The sequence below is a fragment of the Exiguobacterium sp. s141 genome, from assembly GCF_018618085.1.
GTDB lineage: Bacteria > Bacillota > Bacilli > Exiguobacteriales > Exiguobacteriaceae > Exiguobacterium > Exiguobacterium mexicanum_A.
On record NZ_JACSLJ010000001.1, the window covers coordinates 416,299 to 440,519 of the forward strand.

Annotated in this window: 27 protein-coding genes; 5 read left to right on the top strand and 22 right to left on the bottom strand. The window is 52.3% G+C overall.

Annotated features, from left to right (window positions below; all coding sequences use genetic code 11):
* Window positions 1-51: 51 nt before the first annotated feature.
* From KNP74_RS02180 to KNP74_RS02190, 3 genes are read right to left on the bottom strand one after another with little or no spacing between them, the layout of a single operon-like run.
* Complete coding sequence (locus KNP74_RS02180; protein WP_034778170.1) at window positions 52-1,566, bottom strand: flotillin lipid rafts scaffold protein FloT; 1,515 nt, start codon at window positions 1,564-1,566, stop codon at window positions 52-54.
* Between the two features lie 3 nt (window positions 1,567-1,569).
* Window positions 1,570-2,091: an NfeD family protein gene (locus tag KNP74_RS02185; RefSeq protein ID WP_034778172.1), complete on the bottom strand. Its 522-nt coding sequence runs from the start codon at window positions 2,089-2,091 to the stop codon at window positions 1,570-1,572.
* A complete protein-coding gene (locus tag KNP74_RS02190; protein WP_034778175.1) occupies window positions 2,091-2,492 on the bottom strand; it encodes a hypothetical protein in 402 nt (133 codons plus the stop codon). The genes KNP74_RS02185 and KNP74_RS02190 overlap by 1 nt, the downstream gene beginning before the upstream one ends.
* A gap of 123 nt (window positions 2,493-2,615) precedes the next feature.
* On the opposite strand from KNP74_RS02190, the gene rnhC reads away from it, so the two are divergent.
* The 3 genes from rnhC to KNP74_RS02205 all read left to right on the top strand — a co-directional run bounded on the left by rnhC (window position 2,616) and on the right by KNP74_RS02205 (window position 5,762).
* Window positions 2,616-3,527: a ribonuclease HIII gene (gene rnhC / locus KNP74_RS02195; protein ID WP_214712734.1), complete on the top strand. Its 912-nt coding sequence runs from the start codon at window positions 2,616-2,618 to the stop codon at window positions 3,525-3,527.
* Window positions 3,528-3,599: 72 nt separating this feature from the next.
* Window positions 3,600-4,412: an alpha/beta fold hydrolase gene (locus KNP74_RS02200; RefSeq protein WP_138859206.1), complete on the top strand. Its 813-nt coding sequence runs from the start codon at window positions 3,600-3,602 to the stop codon at window positions 4,410-4,412.
* A gap of 327 nt (window positions 4,413-4,739) precedes the next feature.
* Window positions 4,740-5,762, top strand: a complete 1,023-nt coding sequence (locus KNP74_RS02205) for a PTS sugar transporter subunit IIC (RefSeq protein WP_214763245.1) — start codon at window positions 4,740-4,742, stop codon at window positions 5,760-5,762.
* Window positions 5,763-5,804: 42 nt separating this feature from the next.
* Here the strand turns inward: KNP74_RS02205 and pheT are convergent, their stop codons facing one another.
* The 9 genes from pheT to infC all read right to left on the bottom strand — a co-directional run bounded on the left by pheT (window position 5,805) and on the right by infC (window position 13,360).
* Window positions 5,805-8,180: a phenylalanine--tRNA ligase subunit beta gene (gene pheT, locus KNP74_RS02210; RefSeq protein ID WP_214763246.1), complete on the bottom strand. Its 2,376-nt coding sequence runs from the start codon at window positions 8,178-8,180 to the stop codon at window positions 5,805-5,807.
* Between the two features lie 12 nt (window positions 8,181-8,192).
* Window positions 8,193-9,215 (bottom strand): phenylalanine--tRNA ligase subunit alpha, encoded by a 1,023-nt coding sequence (gene pheS / locus KNP74_RS02215; RefSeq protein WP_034778187.1) that lies wholly within the window; start codon window positions 9,213-9,215, stop codon window positions 8,193-8,195.
* Window positions 9,216-9,516: 301 nt separating this feature from the next.
* On the bottom strand, window positions 9,517-10,263 hold the full coding sequence (locus KNP74_RS02220) for a TrmH family RNA methyltransferase (protein ID WP_214712737.1): 747 nt from the start codon (window positions 10,261-10,263) through the stop codon (window positions 9,517-9,519).
* A 1-nt stretch (window position 10,264) separates the two neighbouring features.
* Window positions 10,265-11,344: a M42 family metallopeptidase gene (locus KNP74_RS02225; RefSeq protein ID WP_034778191.1), complete on the bottom strand. Its 1,080-nt coding sequence runs from the start codon at window positions 11,342-11,344 to the stop codon at window positions 10,265-10,267.
* Window positions 11,345-11,369: 25 nt separating this feature from the next.
* A complete protein-coding gene (locus KNP74_RS02230) occupies window positions 11,370-11,852 on the bottom strand; it encodes a dUTP diphosphatase (protein WP_138859204.1) in 483 nt (160 codons plus the stop codon).
* 23 nt (window positions 11,853-11,875) lie between these two features.
* On the bottom strand, window positions 11,876-12,130 hold the full coding sequence (locus KNP74_RS02235) for a hypothetical protein (RefSeq protein ID WP_034778195.1): 255 nt from the start codon (window positions 12,128-12,130) through the stop codon (window positions 11,876-11,878).
* An 86-nt stretch (window positions 12,131-12,216) separates the two neighbouring features.
* Entirely contained in the window at window positions 12,217-12,576 is a 360-nt protein-coding gene (rplT, locus tag KNP74_RS02240) for a 50S ribosomal protein L20 (RefSeq protein WP_021065642.1), read from the bottom strand.
* A gap of 28 nt (window positions 12,577-12,604) precedes the next feature.
* Window positions 12,605-12,799, bottom strand: a complete 195-nt coding sequence (gene rpmI, locus KNP74_RS02245) for a 50S ribosomal protein L35 (RefSeq protein ID WP_021065641.1) — start codon at window positions 12,797-12,799, stop codon at window positions 12,605-12,607.
* Between the two features lie 30 nt (window positions 12,800-12,829).
* Window positions 12,830-13,360: a translation initiation factor IF-3 gene (gene infC / locus KNP74_RS02250; protein WP_021065640.1), complete on the bottom strand. Its 531-nt coding sequence runs from the start codon at window positions 13,358-13,360 to the stop codon at window positions 12,830-12,832.
* Window positions 13,361-13,698: 338 nt separating this feature from the next.
* On the opposite strand from infC, the gene KNP74_RS02255 reads away from it, so the two are divergent.
* The gene (locus tag KNP74_RS02255) at window positions 13,699-13,908 is read left to right on the top strand and encodes a hypothetical protein (RefSeq protein ID WP_034778198.1); all 210 of its coding nucleotides are present in this window, start codon (window positions 13,699-13,701) and stop codon (window positions 13,906-13,908) included.
* A 53-nt stretch (window positions 13,909-13,961) separates the two neighbouring features.
* Here the strand turns inward: KNP74_RS02255 and KNP74_RS02260 are convergent, their stop codons facing one another.
* The 8 genes from KNP74_RS02260 to KNP74_RS02295 form a co-directional block, all read right to left on the bottom strand.
* Complete coding sequence (locus KNP74_RS02260) at window positions 13,962-14,825, bottom strand: DUF1002 domain-containing protein (protein WP_034779979.1); 864 nt, start codon at window positions 14,823-14,825, stop codon at window positions 13,962-13,964.
* Window positions 14,826-14,938: 113 nt separating this feature from the next.
* Entirely contained in the window at window positions 14,939-16,876 is a 1,938-nt protein-coding gene (gene thrS, locus KNP74_RS02265) for a threonine--tRNA ligase (RefSeq protein WP_034778201.1), read from the bottom strand.
* A 312-nt stretch (window positions 16,877-17,188) separates the two neighbouring features.
* Complete coding sequence (dnaI, locus tag KNP74_RS02270) at window positions 17,189-18,103, bottom strand: primosomal protein DnaI (protein WP_021065636.1); 915 nt, start codon at window positions 18,101-18,103, stop codon at window positions 17,189-17,191.
* A gap of 5 nt (window positions 18,104-18,108) precedes the next feature.
* Window positions 18,109-19,461 (bottom strand): DnaD domain protein, encoded by a 1,353-nt coding sequence (locus tag KNP74_RS02275; protein WP_214763247.1) that lies wholly within the window; start codon window positions 19,459-19,461, stop codon window positions 18,109-18,111.
* A 42-nt stretch (window positions 19,462-19,503) separates the two neighbouring features.
* Window positions 19,504-19,971, bottom strand: coding sequence for a transcriptional regulator NrdR (gene nrdR, locus KNP74_RS02280; RefSeq protein ID WP_021065634.1), 468 nt, complete (start codon window positions 19,969-19,971; stop codon window positions 19,504-19,506).
* A 12-nt stretch (window positions 19,972-19,983) separates the two neighbouring features.
* Complete coding sequence (locus KNP74_RS02285; RefSeq protein WP_214763248.1) at window positions 19,984-20,355, bottom strand: hypothetical protein; 372 nt, start codon at window positions 20,353-20,355, stop codon at window positions 19,984-19,986.
* A 111-nt stretch (window positions 20,356-20,466) separates the two neighbouring features.
* Entirely contained in the window at window positions 20,467-20,853 is a 387-nt protein-coding gene (gene speD / locus KNP74_RS02290; RefSeq protein WP_029595188.1) for an adenosylmethionine decarboxylase, read from the bottom strand.
* A gap of 231 nt (window positions 20,854-21,084) precedes the next feature.
* A complete protein-coding gene (locus KNP74_RS02295; protein ID WP_138859202.1) occupies window positions 21,085-22,116 on the bottom strand; it encodes a glyceraldehyde-3-phosphate dehydrogenase in 1,032 nt (343 codons plus the stop codon).
* A gap of 155 nt (window positions 22,117-22,271) precedes the next feature.
* Between KNP74_RS02295 and KNP74_RS02300 the strand changes: the two genes are divergently transcribed.
* Window positions 22,272-22,754 (top strand): site-2 protease family protein, encoded by a 483-nt coding sequence (locus KNP74_RS02300; protein WP_138859201.1) that lies wholly within the window; start codon window positions 22,272-22,274, stop codon window positions 22,752-22,754.
* Between the two features lie 20 nt (window positions 22,755-22,774).
* On the opposite strand, the gene coaE is transcribed toward KNP74_RS02300, so the two are convergent.
* Both coaE and mutM read right to left on the bottom strand, forming a co-directional pair.
* Window positions 22,775-23,380, bottom strand: a complete 606-nt coding sequence (coaE, locus tag KNP74_RS02305; RefSeq protein ID WP_138859200.1) for a dephospho-CoA kinase — start codon at window positions 23,378-23,380, stop codon at window positions 22,775-22,777.
* Window positions 23,381-23,392: 12 nt separating this feature from the next.
* Window positions 23,393-24,217, bottom strand: a complete 825-nt coding sequence (gene mutM, locus KNP74_RS02310) for a DNA-formamidopyrimidine glycosylase (protein ID WP_138859199.1) — start codon at window positions 24,215-24,217, stop codon at window positions 23,393-23,395.
* Window positions 24,218-24,221: the final 4 nt, after the last annotated feature.

Below are 24,221 nucleotides of genomic sequence, written 5' to 3' on the forward strand. Positions count from 1 at the left end.
GGAATCCGCACGAAACAAAAAAGCCACAGACGATTGTCTGTGGCTCTCGGCTCACTCTTCGGTCGCGGCGAACGTCGATTCGCTCAATTCGCGATTCGCGCTCGGCTGGACGTTGCCTTTCCCGGCAAAATTGTCGAGTAAATCTTTCATGTCGATTCCTGACGACGCTTTGAGCGTCTGTTGGAGCGATGCCATCAAGTCTGTGGCGTAGCCTGTGACTTTGCCGGCACCCCCATCTTTGCCGCTGCCCGTATCGACGACCGTAATCTTGTCGATATTGCCAAGCGGTGCTGCAATCTGTTTCGCGTAGTCCGGAAGCATCTTGACGACCATGTCGAGAATGGCAGCCTGTCCATACTGTTCGAACGCTTCGGCGATTTTTTGTTTCGCTTCGGCTTCGGCGAGACCCGTCAAGCGGATAATCTCGGCCTCGGCTTCCCCTTTGGCTCGTTCCGAGTCCGCTTCGGCCACACCGGCGAGTCGAACGCGTTCGGCGTCGGCTTTCGCTTCCGCTTCGATACGATATTTCTCGGCATCGGCCGAGGCGATTTGACGCGCCTTGTCGGCTTCCGCTGACTGTTCGATGGCATAGCGGTCGGCGTCGGCCTTTTTCTTCACTTCTGAATCGTATTGTTTCTCACGACGCATGATTTCTTTCTCTTCGAGCTCGATTTGCTTTTGACGCTCGATGATTTGGACTTGCATCTGTTGCTCAGTGACTTCTTGTTTGGCGCGGGCTTCTTCAAGTTCATACGCTTGGTCAGCCCGGGCCTTGGCGACGTCTTGCTCACGACGATAGGCGGCGATGCGGAGCTGGTTCTCTTTCTCGGCTTCTGCGATTTCCGAAGCCCGTTCGAGTTCAGCTTTCTTCGCGTCTTTCATCGCTTCTGCTTGTTTGATGCGTGTCTCTTTGTCCGCTTCGGCCGTTGCGATATCAGCATCGCGTTTCACTTGCGCGATTCGTGGTTTCCCGAGTGATTCGAGATAGCCGTTCTTGTCACGAACATCTTTAATCGTGAACGACACGATGACGAGCCCCATTTTCGCCAAGTCTTGTGAGGCGACGCGTTGGACTTCTTGTGAGAACTTATCGCGGTTCTTATAAATCTCTTCAACTGTCATCGAACCGAGGATGGAACGGAGGTGACCTTCGAGCACTTCTTTCGCCTCGTTCTCGCGTTCGATTTTCGGTTTGCCGAGGAACTGCTCGGCCGCCGTGGCGATCTCGCTGATCGAGCCACCGATTTTGATGATGGCCGTACCGTCCGCCATGACCGGTACGCCTTGCTCGGTGTACACTTCCGGCGTCGTCACTTCAAGTTTGCTCGAAAGAAGGCTGAGCGGTTCCGCTTGCTGGAACACCGGCAAGACGAACGTTCCGCCCCCGCGGATAATCTTTACACGGTTGCCCGACGCGTCGCTATGGACGTTCTTTTTCCCTAAGTAACTGCCGGTGACGATGAGCGCCTCATCTGGTCCGACCGTGCGATACTTCAACACGAAGACGAAAATCAAGGCGAGCAAAATCACCCCGACGATAATACTGGCTAATATGGCTGTGCTCATAAGTTAAAACTCCTTTCGGATTGTCGGCTCGTCATATTCCATGACGACCGCAATGTTTCGTTCGACTTCGATGATGATGACCCGTCGATCACTCGGAATCGCTTTGCCGTCCACACTTTGAGCCGTCTTTAAAATCGAACCGATGACCGATTCGACGAGTACTTCCCCGTAACCGCCTTCCGGAACGGGGACGGTCAACCGTCCGACAAGTCCGACGAGCGATTCATCGGTCATCCCGATCGATTCTTCCGCGTTCGATAACGGCAAGAGGACGAATAAGTACAGGAGCGTCGTGAGCGCGAACGATCCGACGAGTGCGACGGCGAGCCCGATCATCGGGGACACATGGGCGAGCGCGTTCAAAATGAGGCCGATGCCCGCACCGAGTGCTAAAAATGACAGGATGACCGCTGGATTGAACCAACCATCGAATAAATCAAACGCATCTGAAAATAACATGTACAAAAATGTACCGAGACCGGCGATGATGAGTACCCACCAATACAGCTGATCTAACGATTCCATTACCACTCCTCCTCGGCGCGACGCTGTCGTTCATAGGAAAGAACACGACGTAAATGTTCGACTTCGAGTGCGAGTGCTTGCTCGATCGTGTCCCATTCGGACAAAGGCCGGGTCGGTTGATCGACCACCTGCCGCACACGTCCTAACGTCTGTTCGAGACGCAAGCGGTCGTAGCGATCGACCGCTTCCGCTCGCTCTTGTCGCAATAGCGATAAAAAATGATCGACTTCCGCTTGCAGCGCAATGATTTGTTCGGTCGCCGCGGCCGACGATTCTTGCATCAGCAGGCGACGCACCCTGACTTGATGGGCGATCAGCTTCGCAATCCTAGCCTCTAGCTCGAGAATATGTTTATAGAGAGATCCCGCCTCATCTTCATCCGTGTCATCGCGCCACCACATCTCCGACTCACCTCTCTTCTTTCTTTACTCACTTGTCTATACGTTTAGAGCGAAACTTTGGTTTCAAAATATCTAAAAAAAATGTAAGATTGATTTGCTAGAGTTAGAAAGGAAGTGCTCACGTTGGGCAATCAAGTCATCAAATTGTCGACCGCGGCCCAAGAAGAACTTATCGCGAGTTATCGGGCCCACGCGGTCAATCCACCGCCCCATGCACGATTCAGTGCCAAAACACCTCAGTGTGTGATTACGGTCTACAATTCGGGTAAAGTCATGTTCCAAGGACGCGATGCCGACAGCGAGGCCGCAAAATGGGGAACGAGTATAAAGAAAGAACCAAGTGTGCCTAAAACCGTTCTACCGGAAGGCTTTTCGGACTGGTCTGTCATCGGGAGCGATGAAGTCGGAAAAGGAGATTATTTCGGACCGCTCGTCGTCGTCGCCGCCTATGTGCCGAAAGAGAAAATCGCCCTTGTCAAAGAGCTCGGGGTCAAAGACTCAAAACTGTTGTCCGATACAGAGATCGTCCGCATCGCCAAAGATTTACATGTTACCATCACCTATCAGAAAGCGACGCTGCACAATCCGACGTATAATAAGATGCAGCGAACGATGACACAAGGTAAAATGACGGCCATCGCTCATAATGCCGCCTTGTCGGCCTTATTACAGAAGCTCGATGCGACACCGGACGCGATTTTAATCGATCAGTTCGCTGAAAAGAACGTCTATTACAACCATTTGCGATCTGAAAAGGCGGTCGTCAAAGACGACGTCTATTTCTCGACGAAAGCAGAAGGACTGCACGTCGCCGTGGCCGCTGCCTCGATTCTCGCCCGGGCCTTGTTCTTAAAAGAAATGGACAAGTTAAGCGCGACACTCGGGGTCACGTTACCGAAAGGGGCCGGTGCCAAAGTCGATCAAGTCGCTGCCGAGTTGATCATCCGTTACGGTCAAGAACGTTTAAACGAAGTGGCGAAAGTCCACTTCGCCAACACGAAGAAAGCGATCCGTTTGAGTGAGCTGAAACGATAGTCCTCACTTCGAAGATATGGTATATTAATTTTAGGGTTTAATGAACTTAAAAATTTTTGGAGGATAGCGTTCATGTTGCATTATAAAACGTACACTTTAAGCGACGACCATCCTTGGGTCATCTTCATCCATGGCGCCGGTGGAAGTCTGTCGCATTGGTATCGTCAAATTCGGCCGTTCAAAAAAAAATATAACGTGCTCTTGCTCGATCTCCGTGGACACGGCGGCTCGTACAACGAAGAACAGTCGTTGAACCAACCGCTGAACGCATATACGCTCGACGTCGTCGTCGAAGACGTCGTCGAAGTCATGGATCATTTGAAGATTGAAAAAGGACATATGGTTGGCCTGTCGCTCGGGACAATCGTCATCCAGGCGATGTTCGAGCACCATCCGGAACGAATCGCTTCCGTCGTGCTCGGTGGGGCCATTGTCAAGTTCAACGTCCGCTCGACGTTGTTGATTCGACTTGGCAGTCTCGTGCAGAGCTTCGTGCCGTACATGTGGCTGTATCAGTTGTTCGCGTGGATCTTGCTACCAAAAAAACGTCATAAAAAATCACGGATGATGTTCGTCCGCGACGCGGCCAACCTATGCCAGCGCGAGTTCATCCGCTGGTTCAAGATGACCGAGAATATGAATCCGTTGCTTCGTCACTTCTCGTCAATCGAGACGAACGTACCGATTCTCTATATTATGGGTGATGAGGACTACATGTTCCTCGAAGCTGTCGAACGGACCGCGAAACATCAACCGACGGCCCGCGTCCAGGTCGTCTCGGACTCGGGTCACGTCGTCAACGTTGACCAACCCGATCACTTCAATTCGATCTCGATGGCGTTCATCGATCAACAAGTCGGCTCACTCGCCGCCAGCACATCTTAAAGAAAGACGGTCCTGCAAGGGGCCGTCTTTCTTTTTGAGCGGTTTTCAATTTTTTTCAAATGAATTTTCAGAAAATATTGATTATTGAAAAATATCATGTTACTCTTAGACAAATCTTAACAAACGGAGGAGCTGGCACTGATGAAAACCCATGCACAACACGGCCTACTGATTATTATTCGACTGAGGGACTGAAAATCGACTCGATGACCGAGACGAATTTTTGGGCCCTTGTTTCGATGGTTTCGGACGAGGCGCTCATGGTTTGACCGACGCGCCTATCCAATCTGGATAGGTTTTTTTATTGGAACGATACACATAGAGGAGATGATGGAAGTGAAACCGTACGCAATGGATCGGATGATCAAAATATCAGCAGGAATGGCAAGCGCCGTCCTTGTCACGCTCGGGGTCGGCCTCTTGATTGAAACGATTGGGAAGATGGCCGGAATCGAGACACTCGTCTTGATCGGCCAAGTCGCGAAATCGTTGCTCGCCCCGGCACTCGGTGCCGGTGTCGCCTACCAGCTCGGCGGCAATACCCTCGTTTTGTTCAGTGCGATGATTGCGGCAACCGTCGGTGGTGCGGCGCTCCAACCGACCGAGAGCGGGCTCGTGCTCGTACCTGGTCAACCGATCAGTGCTTTAATCGCGGCCGCGGCTGCGGTTTGGCTTGGTAAACGTGTCCTCGGCAAGACGAAGTTCGACATGATGGTCGTCCCGGTCACAGCCGTCCTCGGCGGCGGGATCGTCGGGGTCGGGGCAGCCGCCGTCACGACACCGCTCATCAACTCGATCAGTGCGAGCATCACCGCTTCGGTCAATACATCGCCAATCGCGACATCGCTCGTCATCGCGCTCGTCTTTAGCGTCATGCTCATGTCGCCTGCTTCATCGGCCGCACTCGCCATCGCGCTCCAGCTCGACCCGGTCGCCAGCGCCGCCGCGTTGATTGGATGTACGGCCCAGTTCGTCGGCTTCACCCTCATGGCGTATCGCCAAACGGATCCGGGCGGGTTGGTCGCCTCGTTTTTCGTCACACCGAAAGTGCAGTTCCCGAACGTCGTCAAAAACCCTCGCGTCGTCATGCCACCTTTTATCGCGGCGATGATCAGCGCTCCAATCGCGACGCTCGTCTTCTCGCTCGAGGTCCCATATGAGATCGCAGGGCTCGGCCTCAACTCGTTGATCGCCCCGCTCAACATCCTTGCCGCGCAAGGAATGGACGCGTTCCTCATCTTCGTCGGAACGGGTGTCGTCCTCCCGGCCGTCATCACGCTCCTGTTGTATAAAGTGACATGCCTCGTCGGTTGGACGAAGTTCGGCGACTTGGCTCTCGAGGTCCAGTAAACTCAAAAAAGGTGTCCACACGGGGTGGACACCTTTTTTAGGTTAGGCGCGAACTTCTGCGCCGTGGGCCGCTTGAACGGCCGCAAGGATTGCTTCATACGACGCGGTCACTTCTTCATCCTGAAGCGTGCGCGTCGGGTCTTGATATTTGAGCGAGAAGGCGATCGATTTTTCATCGTCTCCTACGTTCTCCCCGACATAGACATCGAACACGGCGAGGTCGATCAAGAGCGGTCCGGCAGCCTGTTTGATCGTTGCTTCGACTTGACCCGCCGGGATATCCCGCTTCAAGACGAGTGCCAAGTCGCGTGAGATCGATGGGAAACGTGGCACATCTTCGTAGACGAGTTGTGCCGTCTGATGCAACACATCCAAGTCGAGCTCGAATACGTACACTTCTTTCAAACCGTACGCTTCTTTTGACACGCCCGGATGGACTTGTCCGACATAGCCGATGACACGTCCGTCCACGAGGACGTTCGCAGTCCGGCCCGGATGCATATCCGCAATCGTCGCCGCCTCATACGTCGCGTCGATGCGAAGTGCATGCAACAGCGTATCGACGATGCCTTTGGCGACAAAATAGTCGACCGGGACACGTGTGCCTTGCGAGCGATGGTCGTACCAAAGCCCCGTCAATACACCGGCGACGCGTTCCGTTTCGCGTGGTAACGTCTCGCCTTCTTCCACGTAGACGCGCCCTGTTTCATACAAGCGCACATTCGCTTGTTGGCGTGACGTGTTGTATCGCGCCGCTTCGAGGAGACCTGGGACGAGTGAGGTCCGGAGCACTGAGCGCTCTTCGCTCATCGGCATCGCCAAGTTAACTTTGTCCGAGCCTTCCCCACTGAAGCGTGCGGCGTGTCCGACGCTCGTGAGCGAGTACGTGATCGCTTGCGACAATCCTGTCCCTTGAAGGACACGACGAACTCGGCGACGTAACACGTTCTCTCGTGGGAGGTACCCTTTTGAACGCGACGCCGGGAGTGTCGACGGCAGACTGTCATACCCATAGAGGCGCGCCACTTCTTCCGTGATGTCGGCCGGTAGTTCCAAGTCAGGCCGGCGTGACGGTACGTGGACCGTCAACGTCTCGTCTCCGGTCACGTCGAGACCGAGCCGCTCCAAAATGCGGACGATCGTCGCTTGTTCAAGGTCCATCCCGAGGCGATGGTTGATATAGGCGACCGAGACATCGATCGTCCGGGCCGCTGAAGCTTTGTCCCCAGCGACGACGATGTCGCTGATCGTGCCACCGCTCACTTCGACGATGAGCTCGGCGGCACGGTCGAGGGCCAGTTGCAACCGTTCCGGGTCGACTCCTTTTTCAAAGCGGGCACTCGAATCCGAACGCAATCCGAGCGTACGGCTCGTCTTCCGGACCGATGCCGGTGCGAAGTAGGCCGACTCGAGGATGATACTCGACGTCGTCGCATCGACTTCTGTGTTTGCACCGCCCATGACGCCGGCAATGGCGACAGGACGTTCACCGTCCGTGATGACCATCATCGAGGCATCGAGCGTGCGCGTCACGTCATCGAGCGTGACGATTTCTTCGCCGTCATGCGCTTGACGGACAGCAATCGTCGTCCCGAGTTTTGCCGTATCGAACGCATGTAGCGGCTGGCCGAGCTCGAGCATGACATAGTTCGTCACATCGACGACGTTGTTGATTGGCCGGACACCTTCGGCAATCAAGACGTTCTTCAGCCATTGTGGCGAATCTCCGATTGTGACACCATCGACGCAACGTGTCGCGTAGTACGGGCAGTTGTCTGTCTCGAGACGGACACTGACCGCGTTTGGTGCGTCAGTCGTCACATCTGCCGACGGAAGCGTGTAAGGGCGCTCGAGAATGGCCGCGACTTCATGGATGATTCCGTATAGGCTCAAGCAATCCGAGCGGTTCGGTGTCAACCCGAGCTCGATCACTTCGTCGTCAAGGTCGAGTAAGCTGATGACGTCCGCACCGACCTCGACCGATTCACGGAACGTATGGATGCCGTCCTGTTCATCTTCACGAATCTGCTTCTTCTCAAAACCGAGTTCCTCGAGTGAGCAGATCATGCCTTGTGACTCGACACCACGAAGTTTCGCTTTCTTAATTTTGAGTCCTGGGAGACGAGCTCCGACCGTCGCCACGATGACGTGCTGTCCGGTCGCGACGTTCGGTGCGCCGCAGACGATTTGCACCGGGCTGTCCGCACCGATATCGACCGTCGTCACGTTCAACTTGTCCGCTTCGGGATGCTTCTCGCACGAGAGGACGTGACCGACGACGAGTCCTGACAATCCTTCAGCGCGGCTGATGACGCTCTCGACTTCGATTCCGTTCTTCGTGATCAAGTCTCCGAGTTCTTGCCCGCTCAAGTCTGATACATCAATATATTGATTCAACCATTTTTTCGATAATAACATATGTGTTCCCCCTTAGAATTGCTCGATGAAACGTAGATCGTTTGTATAGAAGTGACGGATATCGTCTACTCCATGTTTTAACATCGCCATCCGTTCGACGCCGATCCCGAATGCGAATCCAGACATCTTCGTGGCGTCATAGCCAGCCATCTCGAGTACGCGTGGATGGACCATGCCGCCTCCGAGAATCTCGATCCAGCCTGTTCCCTTACAGACGTTGCAGCCTTTGCCTCCGCATTTGAAGCAAGAGATATCAACTTCGACTGATGGTTCCGTGAACGGGAAGAAGCTCGGGCGAAGACGAATCTCACGCGTCTCACCGAACAATTGCTTGACGAACACTTCGAGTGTGCCTTTCAAATCAGCCATCGAGATGTGCTCATCGACGACAAGCCCCTCGATTTGCATGAACTGGTGTGAGTGTGTCGCGTCGTCTTCGTCGCGGCGGTACACTTTCCCCGGGCAGATGATTCGAATCGGTTTCCCGTCGGCTTGGAGCATCGTCCGGGCCTGAACTGGTGACGTGTGTGTCCGGAGAAGCGTCTCATCCGTGATATAGAACGAGTCTTGCATATCACGTGCCGGATGGTCTTTCGGCAAGTTGAGCATCTCAAAGTTGTACAGGTCTGTCTCGACTTCCGGGCCTTCGGCGATTGTATAGCCGAGCCCGACGAACAAGTCTTCCATCTCATCGACGATTTGTTGAAGTAAATGGGTATGGCCCGGCAGCGCCGTCCGACCCGGTAGTGTGACGTCGATTGTCTCAGCCGCGAGTTTCGCTTCAAGTTCGACCGCCTTCACTTCCTCGATCCGTGCCTCTAACGTGTCTTGGATCGTCGTCCGGACCGTGTTGACCAACTCTCCGACGACCGGACGTTCTTCAGGAGAAAGTTTCCCCATCCCACGAAGCACTTCGGTCATCGGACCTTTCTTCCCTAAATATTTGATGCGGACATCGTTCAATTCTTTTTGCGACGAAGCCGCCTGAATCTCATGCAATGCCTCTTGCTGTAATTGTTCTAGCTGTTCTTTCATCCTTATTTCCTCCTCTACAAAAAAAGTCCCTCCAGTCGATGACTGAAGGGACGAATAATCGCGGTACCACCCTACTTGGCCGAAATCGGCCCACTTGAGAGCATCGATATCGGGATGCTACCCCGGTGTTGTCTCCAACACGACTCGAGAGTGAATTCGGCGCCGACCAAGGCATCGGCTCGCAGTCTCGGCCCATGCTCCCTGTACTCGTTCGGTAGTTCGCGTACTATGCTCTTTCAACGTCTATTCGGTATGTTGTTCGATGTTATAAACCTATCACGATTTTTCAGTGCTGACAAGATTATTGTAATGCGATCCGGTACATGAGGATGCCCGCCGCAACAGCCGCGTTCAATGATTCGGCATCGCCGAGAACCGGGATATGAACGCGCGTGTCACATAAATCAAGTACGTCGTTATGGACGCCTTGCGCCTCATTGCCGATGACGAGCGCGACTTTGTCCTTGAAGTCGACTTGTTCGTAAGACGTCGCTTTCGCGAGTGCGGTCCCATACACATGGAAGCCTGCGCTCTTCAGTTCTGGCAGCGTCTCGAGCAAATCGACCGAGCGCACGTTCACGTGGAACAACGAACCTTGCGTCGCCCGGACGACCTTGGCGTTGAACGGGTCGACCGTCCCTTTGCCGAGGAGGACCGTGTCAAATCCGGCCGCATCGGCCGTACGAATCATCGTCCCGAGGTTACCTGGGTCTTGAATCCGGTCGAGGACGAGGACGTGCTTCATCTTCCGTTCGACCGGGGCCATCTTGACGACGGCGAAGACGCCTTGCGTCTTCTCCGTTTCAGATAACAGGTCGGCCACATGGTCCGATAGTTCGAGGACCGGCATCTCATCGAGGCGCCACGATCCTTTCGGGGTATACGATTCCCCCATAATCAGCTGAACGAGTCGTCCGGCACGAATCGCCTCGTCGACCAAATGCTCCCCTTCGACTAAAAATTGCCCGGACTCTTGTCTGCCTTTTTTTGTCATCAATCGCTTTAAGCGTTTGATCGTCTCACTTTTCGTAGACGTGATTTTCGTCATGTTATCCCTCTTTCAACCATTGAACCGTTTCTTGGTCGAGTCGTTTCGTGAGCGCTACGACCAAATCGACGGCTGCTTCATAATCTGCTTTGTGAATGATCGAGACATTCGTATGCAAATAACGGACCGGCACCGTGAGCGCGACGGCCGGCATCCCGACTCCAGACAAATGGAACCGACCTGCGTCTGTCCCGCCGCCCGGCGTCAAATCCAATTGGTACTTGATGTCGTTCTCTTTGGCCACGTCGACAATCAAATCGATGAGGCGTGGGTTCGTGACGGTCGTCGCATCAAAGAAGATGACTTGGACCCCTTCCCCGAGTTTCGACAATCCTTCTGCCGGTGTCATTCCTGGCGTATCTCCAGGAATGCCTGTATCGACGGCGATGGCGACGTCTGGTTTGACCAAGTTGGCGGCCGTGACGGCGCCACGCAACCCGACTTCTTCTTGGACCGTCGCTCCAGTGTAGACGACACCTGGTACTTGTTCGTTCTTCAAACGTTTCGCCGCCTCGATCGCGATGGCACAACCGATTCGGTTATCCCATGCTTTCGCCATCAAGAAATCTTCGTTCTTCATGACCGTGAACTCACAATGCGGGACGACCGTATCGCCCGGACGAATGCCCCACTCGGCCACTTGTTCTTTCGACGTTGCACCGATATCAAGGAACATGTCTTTGATCTCAACCGGCTTCTTGCGTGCCTCGACCGGAAGGACGTGAGGTGGTTTGGCACCGATGACGCCTGGGATTTTCTCTCCCGAGCGTGTGACGACGTCCATGCGCTGTGCGAGGAGAACTTGGTTCCACCAGCCGCCGAGTGCTTGGAAGCGGAGGAAACCGCCCTCTTCAACGCGCGTGACCATGAACCCGACTTCGTCCATATGACCGGCAATCATGACACGCGGACCTTCCGCATCGCCCGTCACTCGACCAAACAGACTGCCGAGCCCATCCTGTTCGAACGTTTCGACGTGAGGTTCTAAATACTCACGCATGAGTGAGCGGACTTCACCTTCATTTCCAGGGACACCTGTGGCATCCGTCAAGCGTTTCAACATATGTAATGATTCGTTCATGGGGCATCGCTCCTTCGATTTTTGATTAGTAACCTTGATTTTGTCGCTCATGGTTCTTTTCATTTTTCGCCATATACGCCATCGCCATCAACTCTTCATTGATCCCGAGCGTATAGCCAAGTTCGAGATAAGCCGCCATCAGCGTCTCGTACATCGGTTCCGTTTTCGACAAACCAAAGTTCGTCACTTTGCGGAACACGTCTAAAAAAGCGTCAGTCGCGTCAAGATACGAGCTACCTGCCGGGAACGAATCACGTTCATACCCGAGGGCAAGTCCGAGCGACAATAAGAAATGAATGCCGTCGACATACTCTTCTAAGATCACGTCTTGAGGCGACGGGCCCTTCGTTGACCAAAATTTAAAACTACGGGTCTCATTGGCGAGTTCACCAAGCTCGACGAGCAAAGCAAGCAAACGCTCATCAAATTGGTTCCCGGATAATTGATGTTCTTCTTTGATCCGCTCATCTAATTCACGCTGCCGATCAAACAATGTTGTCCAGTTCACCGGTTGCTCCTCCTATTCTCCATTCAAAGCAGTACTAAAATCATTAAAGACCAGCCGACTGCCAAAATCAATACTTGTATTTGAACACGTTTTGGGGCATGAACCGCCTTTTTACGCGTCAAATGAAGTCCGAACAGGGCACCGATCGCACCGCCTGCGTACGCATACAAGACGTTGAAATCACCTTCTCCGAGCGTATAACGTTTCGCCTGCAAATAGGTGTAGACGTTCAAGACGATGAGCGCCAATGCGACGATGGCTAAGACTGATTGATCCATGGGACGTCCTCCTTATCTTAAGTTTAAGGAAAAAATCTGAAAAAAGAAAGCGCCGAGATAAGGTCTCGGCGCTGTCGATTGAACGATTACGCGTTCAATTTTGATTTAGCTGTATCAGCAAGTGACGCGAATGCTTGTGCATCTGTCACAGCAAGCTCAGCAAGCATCTTACGGTTGATGTCGATCCCTGCGAGCTTGAGTCCGTGCATCATACGGCTGTATGAGAGGCCGTTTGTGCGTGCTGCCGCATTGATACGTGTGATCCAAAGACGACGGAAATCACGTTTCTTTTGACGACGGTCACGGTAAGCGTACATGAGTGACTTCATGACTTGTTGTTTTGCTACTTTAAATAGAATGTGTTTCGAGCCAAAATAACCTTTGGCAAGCTTGATTTGCTTTTTACGACGTTGACGAGTCGTATAACCGCCTTTTACGCGTGGCATATGGTTTCCCTCCTAAATTCTTTCTGTATTACTTCGCGATCATGTTGCGAATGCGTTTGAAGTCTCCAGCTGATACGATAGCACCTTTACGGAGCTTACGTTTCGCTTTAGTCGATTTGTTACCAAACAAGTGACTTGTGTAAGCGTGTGAACGCTTGAGTTTACCTGATGCAGTACGTTTGAAACGTTTAGAAGCACCACGGTGCGATTTCATTTTCGGCATGAGTATTTCCTCCCCACTATGACTCGATGATTAATCTTCTTTCTTCGGAGCCAGCACTAAGAACATGCTGCGTCCTTCCATCTTCGGCTTTTGCTCAACTGTTGCCAAGTCGGCACATTCCGCCGCCAATTTTTCCATAACGCGTCGGCCGATTTCCGAGTGTGTGATGGCGCGTCCGCGGAAACGGATCGACGCTTTCACTTTGTTTCCATTTTCAAGGAATTTGCGAGCGTTACGCAATTTCGTTTGGAAATCGTTTTCCTCGATTGTCGGGCTGAGGCGTACTTCTTTCAATTGGATGACTTTTTGGTTTTTACGCGCTTCTTTCTCCTTTTTCTGGAGTTCGAAACGGTATTTCCCATAGTCCATGATTTTAGCGACCGGTGGGTTAGCTTTATCGGCGACCAAGACGAGATCGAGTTCAGCCTCTTCTGCTAAACGTAATGCTTCATTACGCGATTGCACACCGAGTTGTGCACCGTCCGCTCCAATTAAGCGAACTTCACGGGCACGAATGTTTTCGTTGATAAAGAGCTCTTTGCTAATGGTTAGCACCTCCATCGTGCGATTGCACGAGTTTTAGATTGATAAGACAACATGGCAATAAAAAAAGCGTCGGCAGTTTCCCGCCCACACATCATTTCGGAGTCAGCAGAGACCAAGGCTCGACTGCTTCACGTACATGATGGACCTGACCGAAGCTGTTCGGACGAGGTGAGAAGCGGGCGCTTCTGCTTTGTTGTATTTAATCACTATGTCATCTTAACACCAATAGAATTAAGATGTCAAGAATTCGCGCATGAATAATTGGTAGCTCACACTTTTATGATGATAACAGTCATTTCGTTGTTTCGCAATACCTTTTCCGAGGGAATAAAATAAAAAAGGAGGGATGGGCCGTGTCTTGGAGACAGCAAGTGAAAGGTGACCATGATTATCACGACCAAATCAAACACATCGTACAAGAGACGATGCGCCACCATGACGTGAGTGATGCCAAGCTCGAAGCGGTATTGACAGACCTTTTAGAAGAGATGAACCGAATCACGTTGAAGATTGTGGACGACCACGAGTCTGCTCGCGACTATATCCATAAACGATGGTATTGAAAAAGGGCCGAGGCCCTTTTTTCAATACCATTTGTCATGTACTCAAAGCCCGTTCAATTCGTCAACGACTTGAAGAAGTTGCTGAGCGCTTCGAACAAACGGGCGAAGAAGCCTTGGACTTCCTCGGTCTCGAGAAACGCCTGAACGTCTTGACCGGCCCCTTGTAACCCATTGCTGATTGCACCCCAGTCGAGGTTCGCCTGCTGCATGTTCTCGAACAACGTCGTCAATTGCGTCAACTGCGTATCAGACAGTTGGACGTTGTTTTGATTCAACACTTGGATGACGATATCTCGAATCTCGATGTTCGTCTCCGGTGCCTTATTCGCAATTTCCGCTTTGATCTCGTTCATGAGTCCGGCCACATCTTCTTGCCCGACCGTCTTCCCGATCTCAGACGTGACCGCGAGCTCTTCTTGCGCCAAGTCTTTCCGTTCCTCGCTCAATTGAATGCCCGTCTCCGCGGCCGTCTGATCATAGGCTTTCATGATGCCCGTCAAAGCCGACGTCCCGGTGACGCGAATCGGCGACGTGATATAAATATCGGCATCCGTGACGCCTGCCGTCACGAGAGCATTCGCATACATATCTTCGGTCACCCATGTGACATTCTCCGTTTTGATATCGAGCCCGGTCCCGTCGGTCAGTTTGATGCGGGCTGATGAATACATCCCCCCGCCGCGCTGCGCTTGCGGGACGGCATCCCCTAAGTATTTATCTTCATCGGCTGCGGTCGTGATGATCGGCTCAATCCCCGCCGGTGCCTCAACCCGTTCGAGCACCCAGTCCCGTTGGCTCGCCGATAACGACTCTCCGAGTGTGACAATCGTATCATCGACGATGGCTTCTGCGTTTACTTTTGGAATCATGCTTGTCGCGACGACCGAACCGATCGTCAACGCCACTAATGGTTTCATATAATTCAAAATGAATCACTCCTTTCTTCTACCATACGTGTTTGATGAAGTCTTCCGCATCCGTCTCAAGACCGAAAAAACGACCACCCTTCCAATGAAGGATGGTCGACATATTAACGTGAACGGTTGGCGATCTCTGCTGTAAGTGACGACAAGAATTCATCGAGCGTGGCCGATACTTGTTCTTGTTGTCCATAACGACGGATGTTGACTGCACGCTCATCACGTTCTTTATCTCCGAGGACAAGCGTCATCGGGATTTTCTTCATCTGTGCTTCCCGAATCTTGTAGCCGAGTTTCTCATCACGAAGGTCCGTTTCGACGCGGACACCGCGCTTGACGAGCTCTGCTTTCACTTCCGCGACGTATTCGTCGTGGACGTGTGAGACCGGGATCAATTTGACTTGGACCGGGGCGAGCCATGTCGGGAACGCGCCTTTATACTCTTCAATCAAGTAGGCGACGAAACGTTCCATCGTCGAGACGACACCACGGTGAAGGACGATTGGGCGATGGTCTTTGCCGTCTGGTCCTGTGTACGTCAAGTCGAACCGCTCAGGGAGCAAGAAGTCGAGTTGGACCGTCGACAACGTCTCTTCTTTGCCGAGCGCCGTGCGGACTTGGACGTCGAGTTTCGGTCCGTAAAATGCCGCTTCGCCTTCGGCTTCGAAATACGGGAGACCGAGCTCATCCATCGTCTCTTTCAATTGACGTTGGGCTGTTTCCCAAATTGCGTCGTTGTCGAAGTATTTCTCTTTGTCGGCCGGGTCACGGTACGACAAGCGGAAACGATAGTCTTTGATGCCGAAGTCAGCGTACACTTCTTGAATCAAATGGACGATATCTTTGAATTCTTGCTTCATCTGTTCCGGCGTGACGAACGTGTGCCCGTCGTTCAACACCATGTAACGGACGCGTTGGAGGCCTGTGAGCGCACCTGACATCTCGTAACGGTGCATACCGCCGAGCTCGGCGATGCGAAGCGGGAGTTCGCGATATGAGCGCGGCTCATGTTTATAGATTGTCATGTGGTGCGGACAGTTCATCGGACGAAGGACGAGTTCCTCGTTGTCCATCTCCATTTTCGGGAACATATCGTCTTGATAGTGATCCCAGTGACCAGACGTCTTATACAGGTCGACCGAACCGAGGACCGGTGTGTAGACGTGCTGATACCCGAGCTCGAGCTCTTTGTCGACGATATAACGTTCGACCGTCCGACGGATCGAGGCACCTTTCGGGAGCCACATCGGCAAACCTTGGCCGACTTCTTGCGACACGAAGAAGAGATCGAGTTCTTTCCCGAGCTTGCGGTGATCGCGCTCTTTCGCTTCTTCCAATAGACGCAAGTGTTCCGCGAGTTGTTCTTTCGTCGCGAACGCCGTTCCGTAAATGCGTTGGAGCATCTTATTGTCCGAGTCGCCGCGCCAGTACGCCCCGGCCACGCTCATCAACTTGAACACTTTCAACTTCGATGTCGACGGGACGTGCGGCCCACGGCATAAGTCGAAAAATTCGCCTTGATGGTAAATCGTGAGCGTCTCGCTCGACGGGATATCTTCAATCAATTCGATTTTGAGCGGGTCTCCGAGCGCCTTGTAGCGTTCGAGCGCCTCGTCGCGCGACACGACTTCACGTGTGATGTCCAAGTTCTCATCGACGATCCGCTTCATCATTTTCTCGATTTCAGGGAGATCTTCTTCGTTGATGCGGCGATCCATCTCGATATCATAATAAAAACCGTTCTCGATCGTCGGTCCGATGCCGAGGTAGATGCTGCCTTCTTCCCCGTATAACCGTTTGATGGCTTGGGCCATCAAGTGGGCTGACGAGTGGCGCATCAAATCGATGCCCTCTTCCGAATCCGGCATGACGAGCTCGATTTTACCGTCCTGTTCAATCGGACGACGATAATCGATCATCTCACCATCGATTTTGGCGGCGATTGCTTTTTTTCGGAGTCCTGGACTAATCGAACCTGCTACTTCTTCTGCTGTGATGCCGGCCTCAAACTCTTTGACGGCCCCATCTGGAAATGTCAATTGAATCATGTGTCAACTTCCCCTCTCTACATTTAAAAATAAATAAAAAAAGCCCATCCCTATGAAAGGGACGAGCTTTGATTCTCGTGGTACCACCCTCGTTCCCAAGCGTAAAGCTTGGCTCGAACACACGATAACGAGTGTGAATCGCCGCACGATTGGCCCGTACGGTGCTCTGAGGGAGTAAGGCGATCGGCGTGTTTAGGAAGCTCTCACCAGTCTTCCCTCGCTTTGAAACCCGTGACGACGTCTCATGTCCTCTTCGATGCATCGGTTATATGATTATTAGTATAGTCAACTCGTTCAAGAAATACAATCCCTTTACCGACGTCGGTTCTCACCTTTTAATTCGATTTGTGTCGTCGTCGTCGAGATGCGCTGCATGAGCCGCTGGGCTTTCATTTTGTTCTGCGGCGAACCGTCGATCGAGAAGTGCGTCTCGAGCTCTTCACCGCTGAAGTTCGAACTGTAAAGCGTCGGCAAGCGATGCATCATGCGATATTGCAAGATGATCCCGAACAGCTCGTCGCGTACCCACGGACTGATCGCCTCGGCACCGATGTCATCGATCAATAACACCGGGACGTGTTGGAACGACGTCAAAAATGAGTCGAACGAATCGGTCCGGATCTTCCGTTTCGCTTCCGAGACGAATCCCGGGGCGTGGACGAGAATCGTCTCGATGTCCGCCACTTTCAGTTCGTTGGCGATCGCCGCAAGTAAATACGTCTTCCCGACCCCGAAGCTGCCGTGTAAGTACAGGCCGTTCACTTTTTGGCGGGTCTTCATGCCCGAGACGAATCGCATCGATTCACGGAGTGCGATTTTACGGGCGTCATCCGACCAGTCGAACGATTCAAAGCTCGCCTCTCGCACTTCTTCCGGCAAGAATAAGCTCTTAAACTTCCGGTCCATCTCTTTTTGGCGCCGTGCTTGACGATGCTTGACCGTCTCTTCATAACGGATCGCGATTTGACCGAGGTCGACATAGAGTACCGGCTGATGGCCCGGGATGACGGCTTGCTCCTCGACGAGCTTCTTGCCGTCCATCTGTTCTGCATATTCACTGAGCTTCGTAAAGCCGACCTCGACCGCCGTCTCGTCTAACTCCGGATGCGCCTTTAAAAAGGCGACGACTTCTGGATGTTCGAGGGTGCGCCGGCGAATCGATTCGTACGCTTCCCGCACTTCTTTCCGGTTCATCATTTGGGCGAGCGTTTGATTGATGCGTTCCATGTCCCTCATCCTTTCTCTTTCAATTCATTCAACAGCTTGACGAGTTCCGCGTCGTCTGGAACCGATGCCTCGAGCTCTTGTTTTCGTTTTTGATCGTACGTCCGTTGCTCTTTCGCCTCGTCCTCGAGCCATTTTGGCATCTCGGTCTTGTCTTTGCGTCTCGAGCCGACGGTCGTCCGCTGTTGCACGTTCTCCCGCTTCTGCTGTTTCTTCTCGATGAGCGCGTCTTGTGTCGCTTCTTGTTCCAACGCGTCTTTGGCGTTCAAATAGCCTGCCGTCTTCCAACTCGTCGCGATCCGCATGACGTAGTTCTCACTGAGCCGGGTCTGCTTCTTCACTTCGATACAGTAATAGAACAATGCGTTAATGACACTTGGCGCGAGTCCGAGCGTATCGACGAGGTCGATGATGAGTTGCTCGTCGCTCTTCGACAGTTGTGGCGTCTTCCGTAACGTCGACACGTACTGATGCGGATGCGCTTCTTCCATGACTGTCACGTCATGCAAATCACCGATTTCTGCCTTCTCCGACTCATCCGACTTCACTTTCCGATGGCGCGTCTGTTTTTTCTTCAACTGCAACACCATCTGACGGCAGCCGTCGCGTTTCTCTTGCTCGCTGAGCGGTAGATACGCCTCGTGGACGAAGTACTCCTTCAACATCTCGGCCATCGTCTCTTCATCGATTTGGGAGACGTAGGCAAGCTTCGTGATCGTCTCATCGAGCTTCTTCGTGAAGAAGCCGACGGGGAAGTTCGTCAACTTTTTGACGATTTCCATATCGAACGTATAGTTGATCTCGATTTTGGCGCGGTCAGGTTTCTCGTAGTTCTTTTGTGTGAACGCCATATGATTGACCCCTTTGACGTCGAACACTTCATTAAAGTCTTTCGTCACTTCAATGATTCCGGCCGGCAACGGATCAATCGTGAATCGACCTTGTAACTGTTTGAAGCGGACTTCTCCGACTTTATAGAAGAGAAAACTCGACAATAGTCCGTCGTTCAAGAACGTATGGGGTGCGAGCGGGACCCGCAGTTGATACACGTACTGGGTCAAGCGCTCGTCTTTCGTCTTATACGTCCGGACGAGACCGATCGCTTCGAGCCGGAACAGACAGTCCGTCAGCTCGTTGATCGAGTAATCGAGCATCTCACAAAGCGCGCTGTGTGACATATAGTTCGATTTCATTTTCCCGGGCTTCAGCTCGCTCCAAAGCGTCTGATACATTGCGAGCGCCTTCACTCCGATGACCGGCTGATATAAATGGTACAGCGACTGATACGACTCGCGATCGATGAGTCCGGTGCTCATGATCAACAGTTCGTCAGTTCCGTACAGGATGCGTTCTTTTTCCATGGTAGGTCTCCCTTGAAAAAAGGCGACCAGCAGGCCGCCCGTTTAGTTGGTCGATTTTTCTTGCTTCATTAAATCTTCTAGTTCTTTAAAGAACACAGAGATATCTTTGAACTGGCGATAGACAGACGCGAAGCGGACGTATGCCACTTCGTCGACCCGCGCGAGCTCGTTCATGACGAGCTCCCCAACCTGTTCACTCGGAATCTCGGACTGGCCGAGGGCGCGTAACTGTTGTTCGACTTTCGTGACCACACCTTCAAGTTGCTCCAGCGTGACCGGACGTTTCTCGCACGCCCGAATAATCCCGCGAAGCACTTTCTCACGGCTGAACTCTTCCCGATTCCCGTCTTTTTTGACGATGATGAGCGGTGTCTGTTCGACCGTTTCAAACGTGGTGAAGCGATAGCCGCACTCCTCGCATTCGCGACGGCGACGAATCGAATAGAAATCTTGTACTGGCCGGGAGTCGAGCACTCTCGTTCCATTATGATCGCATTTAGGACAACGCATGCTCAGCCCTCCTTATCGTTCGACAGATTGATTCCCGATGGCGCGGAGCGGGAACTTCACGGATAGCGCCTCATAATATGTGGTGACGATTTGACCGAGGTCTGGTCCGAGTATCTGGTCACGGTTCAATGTAAAATCGACGGCCGTGCGTCCGCCGTCCACTTGGACGATGGTCGCCAATGCGTCCCATCCGTCTCCATGAAACGCCACTTCGCCCCGGTCTGCATCGACCCGGCGAACCGTTTGACCTTCTGCCTGAATCCGTTCGCGGAGCCATGTGAGCACGGCGCTTGGCGATGCCGCCACGTAACGCGTCCGTAACGCCTCATTTTTATGCGAATCGTCCGTTTGGACATGTGTTTGAAACTTATCAAATAATCCCATTATCCACCTCGACACCTTATTTATATAGGTTAAGCATATCAAAATTAAGCGGTTAACAAAACAATTAAAAGGGCTGACCGAAAATCGGCCAGCCTCATAAGGTCAATCTGATTATTTGCTGATTGCCACTTGCGCTTCAGGAACACGAATCGGTCCCATCCCACGGTCAAGTTTCACATCTTCACGAACTTTTGCTTCCAAGCCTTCTGCAATGTATTGCGAGGCTGTAGCTGGATCGATTCGATCCCCACATGTGAACACATCGACTGATGCGTAGCCATGCTCTGGGAAACTGTGAATCGTTAAGTGTGATTCTGAAATGATAACGACTCCACTTACACCGTGCGGCGCAAATTTGTGGAAAGCGACTTCGCGGACTTCAGCGCCCGAACGAAGTGCTGCATCGACGAACAAGCGCTCGATGTAGTCGATATCGTTTAATTTGTCGGGATTGCACTCCCAAAGTTCTGTAATAATGTGACGTCCCATAGTATCCATATTAGTGGATCCCCCTTTACATCAATGGTCTCAAAGTAGTTGATGATCACTCACTTTGTGCCTGAATCGCCCACAACCACGGGGGCAAGTTAGTCCTAAGAGGTCCTAACCCTTTAAGTTGCGTTTGTCAGACCAATTGAAGTTCACGAGTTAGAGTGTATCTTGTTTAGGACGTCGTTACAAGACATTTGTTTCAATTCTTTAAAAATATTTTTAGATAAATATATTTTTTCAGACGTGGGTTTCTTGTTGTCCGATTTGCAGGTAGCTCGCGACCATGTCCAACAAGTCGACGACGCGGCACGAATAGCCCCATTCGTTGTCGTACCAAGCGAGCACTTTGACATGGTTGCCCCCGAGCACCATCGTCGAATCGGCATCAATGATTGACGAACGCTCATCTCCATTGAAGTCGATCGAGACGAGCGGTTCGTTCGAGACGCCGAGAACGCCCGTCATTTCCCCGTGTGCAGCACGCTCGAACGCCTGATTCACTTCATCGACCGTCACATCTCGACGCAACTCGACGACGAGATCGACGAGCGAGACGTTCGGCGTCGGCACTCGTAGCGCCATCCCGTTCAATTTGCCCTGAAGTTCCGGCAAGACGAGCCCGATGGCTTTCGCAGCACCAGTCGAAGTCGGTATAATGGAACTGCCACAAGCACGGGCACGACGCAAATCTTTATGCGGATTGTCGATATTGTTTTGATCGTTCGTATAGGCATGCACCGTCGTCACGAGCCCCGTTTCAATCCCGAACGTCGAATCCAATACTTTGACGACCGGGCCGAGACAGTTCGTCGTACACGAGGCGTTCGAAATGACGTGATCGTGCTCCGGTAAATAATCCCGATCGTTCACCCCCATGACAATCGTCCGCAACTCGCCTTTTCCCGGTGCCGTCAAAATGACTTTTTTCGCACCGGCCGTCAAATGTTTTTTCGCCCCGACATCAGAATTGAATTTCCCCGTCGCCTCGATGACGATCTCGACACCGAGTTCAGCCCACGGCAACCGCTCCGGGTCTCGCTCGGATACGATCATGATGCGTTTACCATCGACTTCGAGTGCATCCCCATGCGCTCGGACCGTCAGTGTGAACGGTCCGTGGACCGTGTCGTGTTTGATCAAGTGCGCGAGCGTTTCCGCCGGATAACTCGCATTGATGGCGACCACGTCGTGACGCCCTTCGAGCATCAACTTCCGAAATACCATTCTGCCGATTCGACCAAATCCATTGATTGCAACTTTCGTCCCCATTCTGAATCCCCCTTTTTTCTGCGTTACGACACCATTATAACGGAAAAATGGAAGCGTTTTCACTATGAATCGTCACATTTTTTTCACTTTTTTACAGTTTCAGATTTGAAAAAGAGGGAAATTTGGTGTAGAGCTTGGAAAGGAGCTAAGACTATATGTTTGATTGGACAGACCTAGATAAATTTGTCATCTCATTTTTCATCATCTTACCGATTGTGACGATTATCCATCAATTCGGTCATTTCTTCTTCGCGAAACTATTTGGGGGTTCGCTCGACATGGAGATTGGGACCGGGAAAAAATTGTTTAAAATCGGACGCCTTCAATTTAACCGCGTTTATTTTTATGACGCCTGGTGCCAATTCAGTGACTTGAAGTACAGCAATCGCCTGACGCGGAGTCTCGTCTACGCGGGCGGTTCAATTTTTAACTTATCGAGCATCTTGCTCGTGAACGCCTTCATCTTGATGCGAGAGATCGAGCCGACAATTTACACGTATCAGTTTGCATACTTCTCGTTCTATTATGTCTTCTTCTCACTCTATCCGATTTACTATTCGAACGGCCATCCGAGCGACGGACGCGCCATCTTCGACACGTGGAAAAAAGGGAAGCCTGACTCAGACCCACTCAACTGAACAAAAAAAAGAAGGCGTCGTCAGTCGCCTTCTTTTTTCATGTCTTCAAATTGTTCGACGAGGCGGATCACTTGGGCCGACAAGTCGCCTAACGCACCGTTGTTGTTGATTAAAAAATCAGCCTGTTGTTTCTTCTCCTCGATTGGCATTTGCGCATGAATCCGAGCGAGCGCTTCTTCTTTCGTCAACCCGTTGCGCTCCATGAGACGCATCAGCTGAATCTCTTCACGGCAATAGACGACGACCGTATAATCGACGAGGTCCCGCATCGTTCCCTCGAACAAGAGCGGGATATCGAATATGACGACCGTCTCCCCTGCAGCCTCGTATCCGTGCATCTCCTCGAGCATCTCTTCTCGGATGGCCGGATGCATGAGCTGATTCAGTAACTGACGTTTTGTGTCATCATGAAAGATTTCTCGTCCGAGCGCCTGCCGGTTCAACTCGTCGCCCGTGAAACATTGCGGGAACGCCTCGCGGACGCCCGCGAACGCTTTGCCGCCAGGCTCGATGACGATCCGTGCCATCTTGTCGGCGTCGATGATCGGGATGCCCTGCTTTCGAAACAGTCTGGATACGGTCGACTTCCCTGTCGCAATCCCACCTGTCAAACCAATTTTCAACATCATGTCCACCTCTTACTGTTGGCAGTGCGGACAGTAATGTGTGCCCCGTCCGCCTAATTTCATCTTTTCAATCGGTCGGCCGCATCGCTTACACGGCTCCCCGGTCTGTCCATATACGTACAGTGTCTCTTGATACGTCCCGCTCGCCCCATCCGGATTCGTATAGCTCCGAATCGTGCTTCCGCCTCGTTCAATCGCTTCCGTCAATACGGCCACAGCCTCTTGATGCACCCGACGGACCTCGTCAAGCGAGAGTGTCGCTGCCGGACGGGTCGGATGGACACCGGACCGATATAACGTCTCATCGACATAAATATTGCCGAGCCCGACGAAAATCGATTGATCGAGCAGCGCCGTCTTGATTGCACGAACGTTCATCCGCTTCAGACGGCTGTGAAGCGTCTCCGCTGTCACTTCAGGATCGAACGGTTCGAGGGCGAGCAGCGACAATGGCGGTGTCACAAACAACTCTTCATTCGTCTTCAACTCCATCGTCCCAAACTTCCTGACATCGTTATAATGAAGCGTAGTCCCGTCCGTGAAGGTGAAGACGACATGCGTATGCTTGACCGGACTGACCATTTCGTCATGCGGGAAGAATTTTCCTTCCATTCGCAGATGCGAAACGAGATAGCCGTTCGTCAATTTGAACAAAATGAACTTGCCGCGTCGCTCCACGTCTTGAATCGTCTCGTCGAGCAACTGTTGTTTCCAAATCTCCGGTTCGTGACCTCGAATGATTTTTGCGTCGAGCACCTCGACATTTGCAATTGTTTTTCCCGAGACGAATGGCCGCAATCGGCGACAGACCGTCTCCACTTCTGGTAATTCTGGCATATCA

What these genes read in the sequence shown, in the direction of transcription:
- KNP74_RS02275 (WP_214763247.1), bottom strand. Translation starts at nt 19,461, where the DNA reads ATGGAAAAAGAACGCATCCTGTACGGAACTGACGAACTGTTGATCATG.
- rpmI (WP_021065641.1), bottom strand. Translation starts at nt 12,799, where the DNA reads ATGCCGAAAATGAAATCGCACCGTGGTGCTTCTAAACGTTTCAAACGT.
- KNP74_RS02220 (WP_214712737.1), bottom strand. Translation starts at nt 10,263, where the DNA reads ATGACGAAAATCACGTCTACGAAAAGTGAGACGATCAAACGCTTAAAG.
- dnaI (WP_021065636.1), bottom strand. Translation starts at nt 18,103, where the DNA reads ATGGAACGCATCAATCAAACGCTCGCCCAAATGATGAACCGGAAAGAA.
- KNP74_RS02200 (WP_138859206.1), top strand. Translation starts at nt 3,600, where the DNA reads ATGTTGCATTATAAAACGTACACTTTAAGCGACGACCATCCTTGGGTC.
- KNP74_RS02185 (WP_034778172.1), bottom strand. Translation starts at nt 2,091, where the DNA reads ATGGAATCGTTAGATCAGCTGTATTGGTGGGTACTCATCATCGCCGGT.
- KNP74_RS02235 (WP_034778195.1), bottom strand. Translation starts at nt 12,130, where the DNA reads ATGGATCAATCAGTCTTAGCCATCGTCGCATTGGCGCTCATCGTCTTG.
- infC (WP_021065640.1), bottom strand. Translation starts at nt 13,360, where the DNA reads ATGGAGGTGCTAACCATTAGCAAAGAGCTCTTTATCAACGAAAACATT.
- KNP74_RS02225 (WP_034778191.1), bottom strand. Translation starts at nt 11,344, where the DNA reads ATGAACGAATCATTACATATGTTGAAACGCTTGACGGATGCCACAGGT.
- KNP74_RS02190 (WP_034778175.1), bottom strand. Translation starts at nt 2,492, where the DNA reads ATGTGGTGGCGCGATGACACGGATGAAGATGAGGCGGGATCTCTCTAT.
- KNP74_RS02300 (WP_138859201.1), top strand. Translation starts at nt 22,272, where the DNA reads ATGTTTGATTGGACAGACCTAGATAAATTTGTCATCTCATTTTTCATC.
- mutM (WP_138859199.1), bottom strand. Translation starts at nt 24,217, where the DNA reads ATGCCAGAATTACCAGAAGTGGAGACGGTCTGTCGCCGATTGCGGCCA.
- rplT (WP_021065642.1), bottom strand. Translation starts at nt 12,576, where the DNA reads ATGCCACGCGTAAAAGGCGGTTATACGACTCGTCAACGTCGTAAAAAG.
- nrdR (WP_021065634.1), bottom strand. Translation starts at nt 19,971, where the DNA reads ATGCGTTGTCCTAAATGCGATCATAATGGAACGAGAGTGCTCGACTCC.
- KNP74_RS02260 (WP_034779979.1), bottom strand. Translation starts at nt 14,825, where the DNA reads ATGAAACCATTAGTGGCGTTGACGATCGGTTCGGTCGTCGCGACAAGC.
- pheT (WP_214763246.1), bottom strand. Translation starts at nt 8,180, where the DNA reads ATGTTATTATCGAAAAAATGGTTGAATCAATATATTGATGTATCAGAC.
- coaE (WP_138859200.1), bottom strand. Translation starts at nt 23,380, where the DNA reads ATGTTGAAAATTGGTTTGACAGGTGGGATTGCGACAGGGAAGTCGACC.
- thrS (WP_034778201.1), bottom strand. Translation starts at nt 16,876, where the DNA reads ATGATTCAATTGACATTTCCAGATGGGGCCGTCAAAGAGTTTGAGGCC.
- pheS (WP_034778187.1), bottom strand. Translation starts at nt 9,215, where the DNA reads ATGAAAGAACAGCTAGAACAATTACAGCAAGAGGCATTGCATGAGATT.
- KNP74_RS02205 (WP_214763245.1), top strand. Translation starts at nt 4,740, where the DNA reads ATGATGGAAGTGAAACCGTACGCAATGGATCGGATGATCAAAATATCA.
- KNP74_RS02285 (WP_214763248.1), bottom strand. Translation starts at nt 20,355, where the DNA reads ATGGGATTATTTGATAAGTTTCAAACACATGTCCAAACGGACGATTCG.
- speD (WP_029595188.1), bottom strand. Translation starts at nt 20,853, where the DNA reads ATGGATACTATGGGACGTCACATTATTACAGAACTTTGGGAGTGCAAT.
- KNP74_RS02180 (WP_034778170.1), bottom strand. Translation starts at nt 1,566, where the DNA reads ATGAGCACAGCCATATTAGCCAGTATTATCGTCGGGGTGATTTTGCTC.
- KNP74_RS02295 (WP_138859202.1), bottom strand. Translation starts at nt 22,116, where the DNA reads ATGGGGACGAAAGTTGCAATCAATGGATTTGGTCGAATCGGCAGAATG.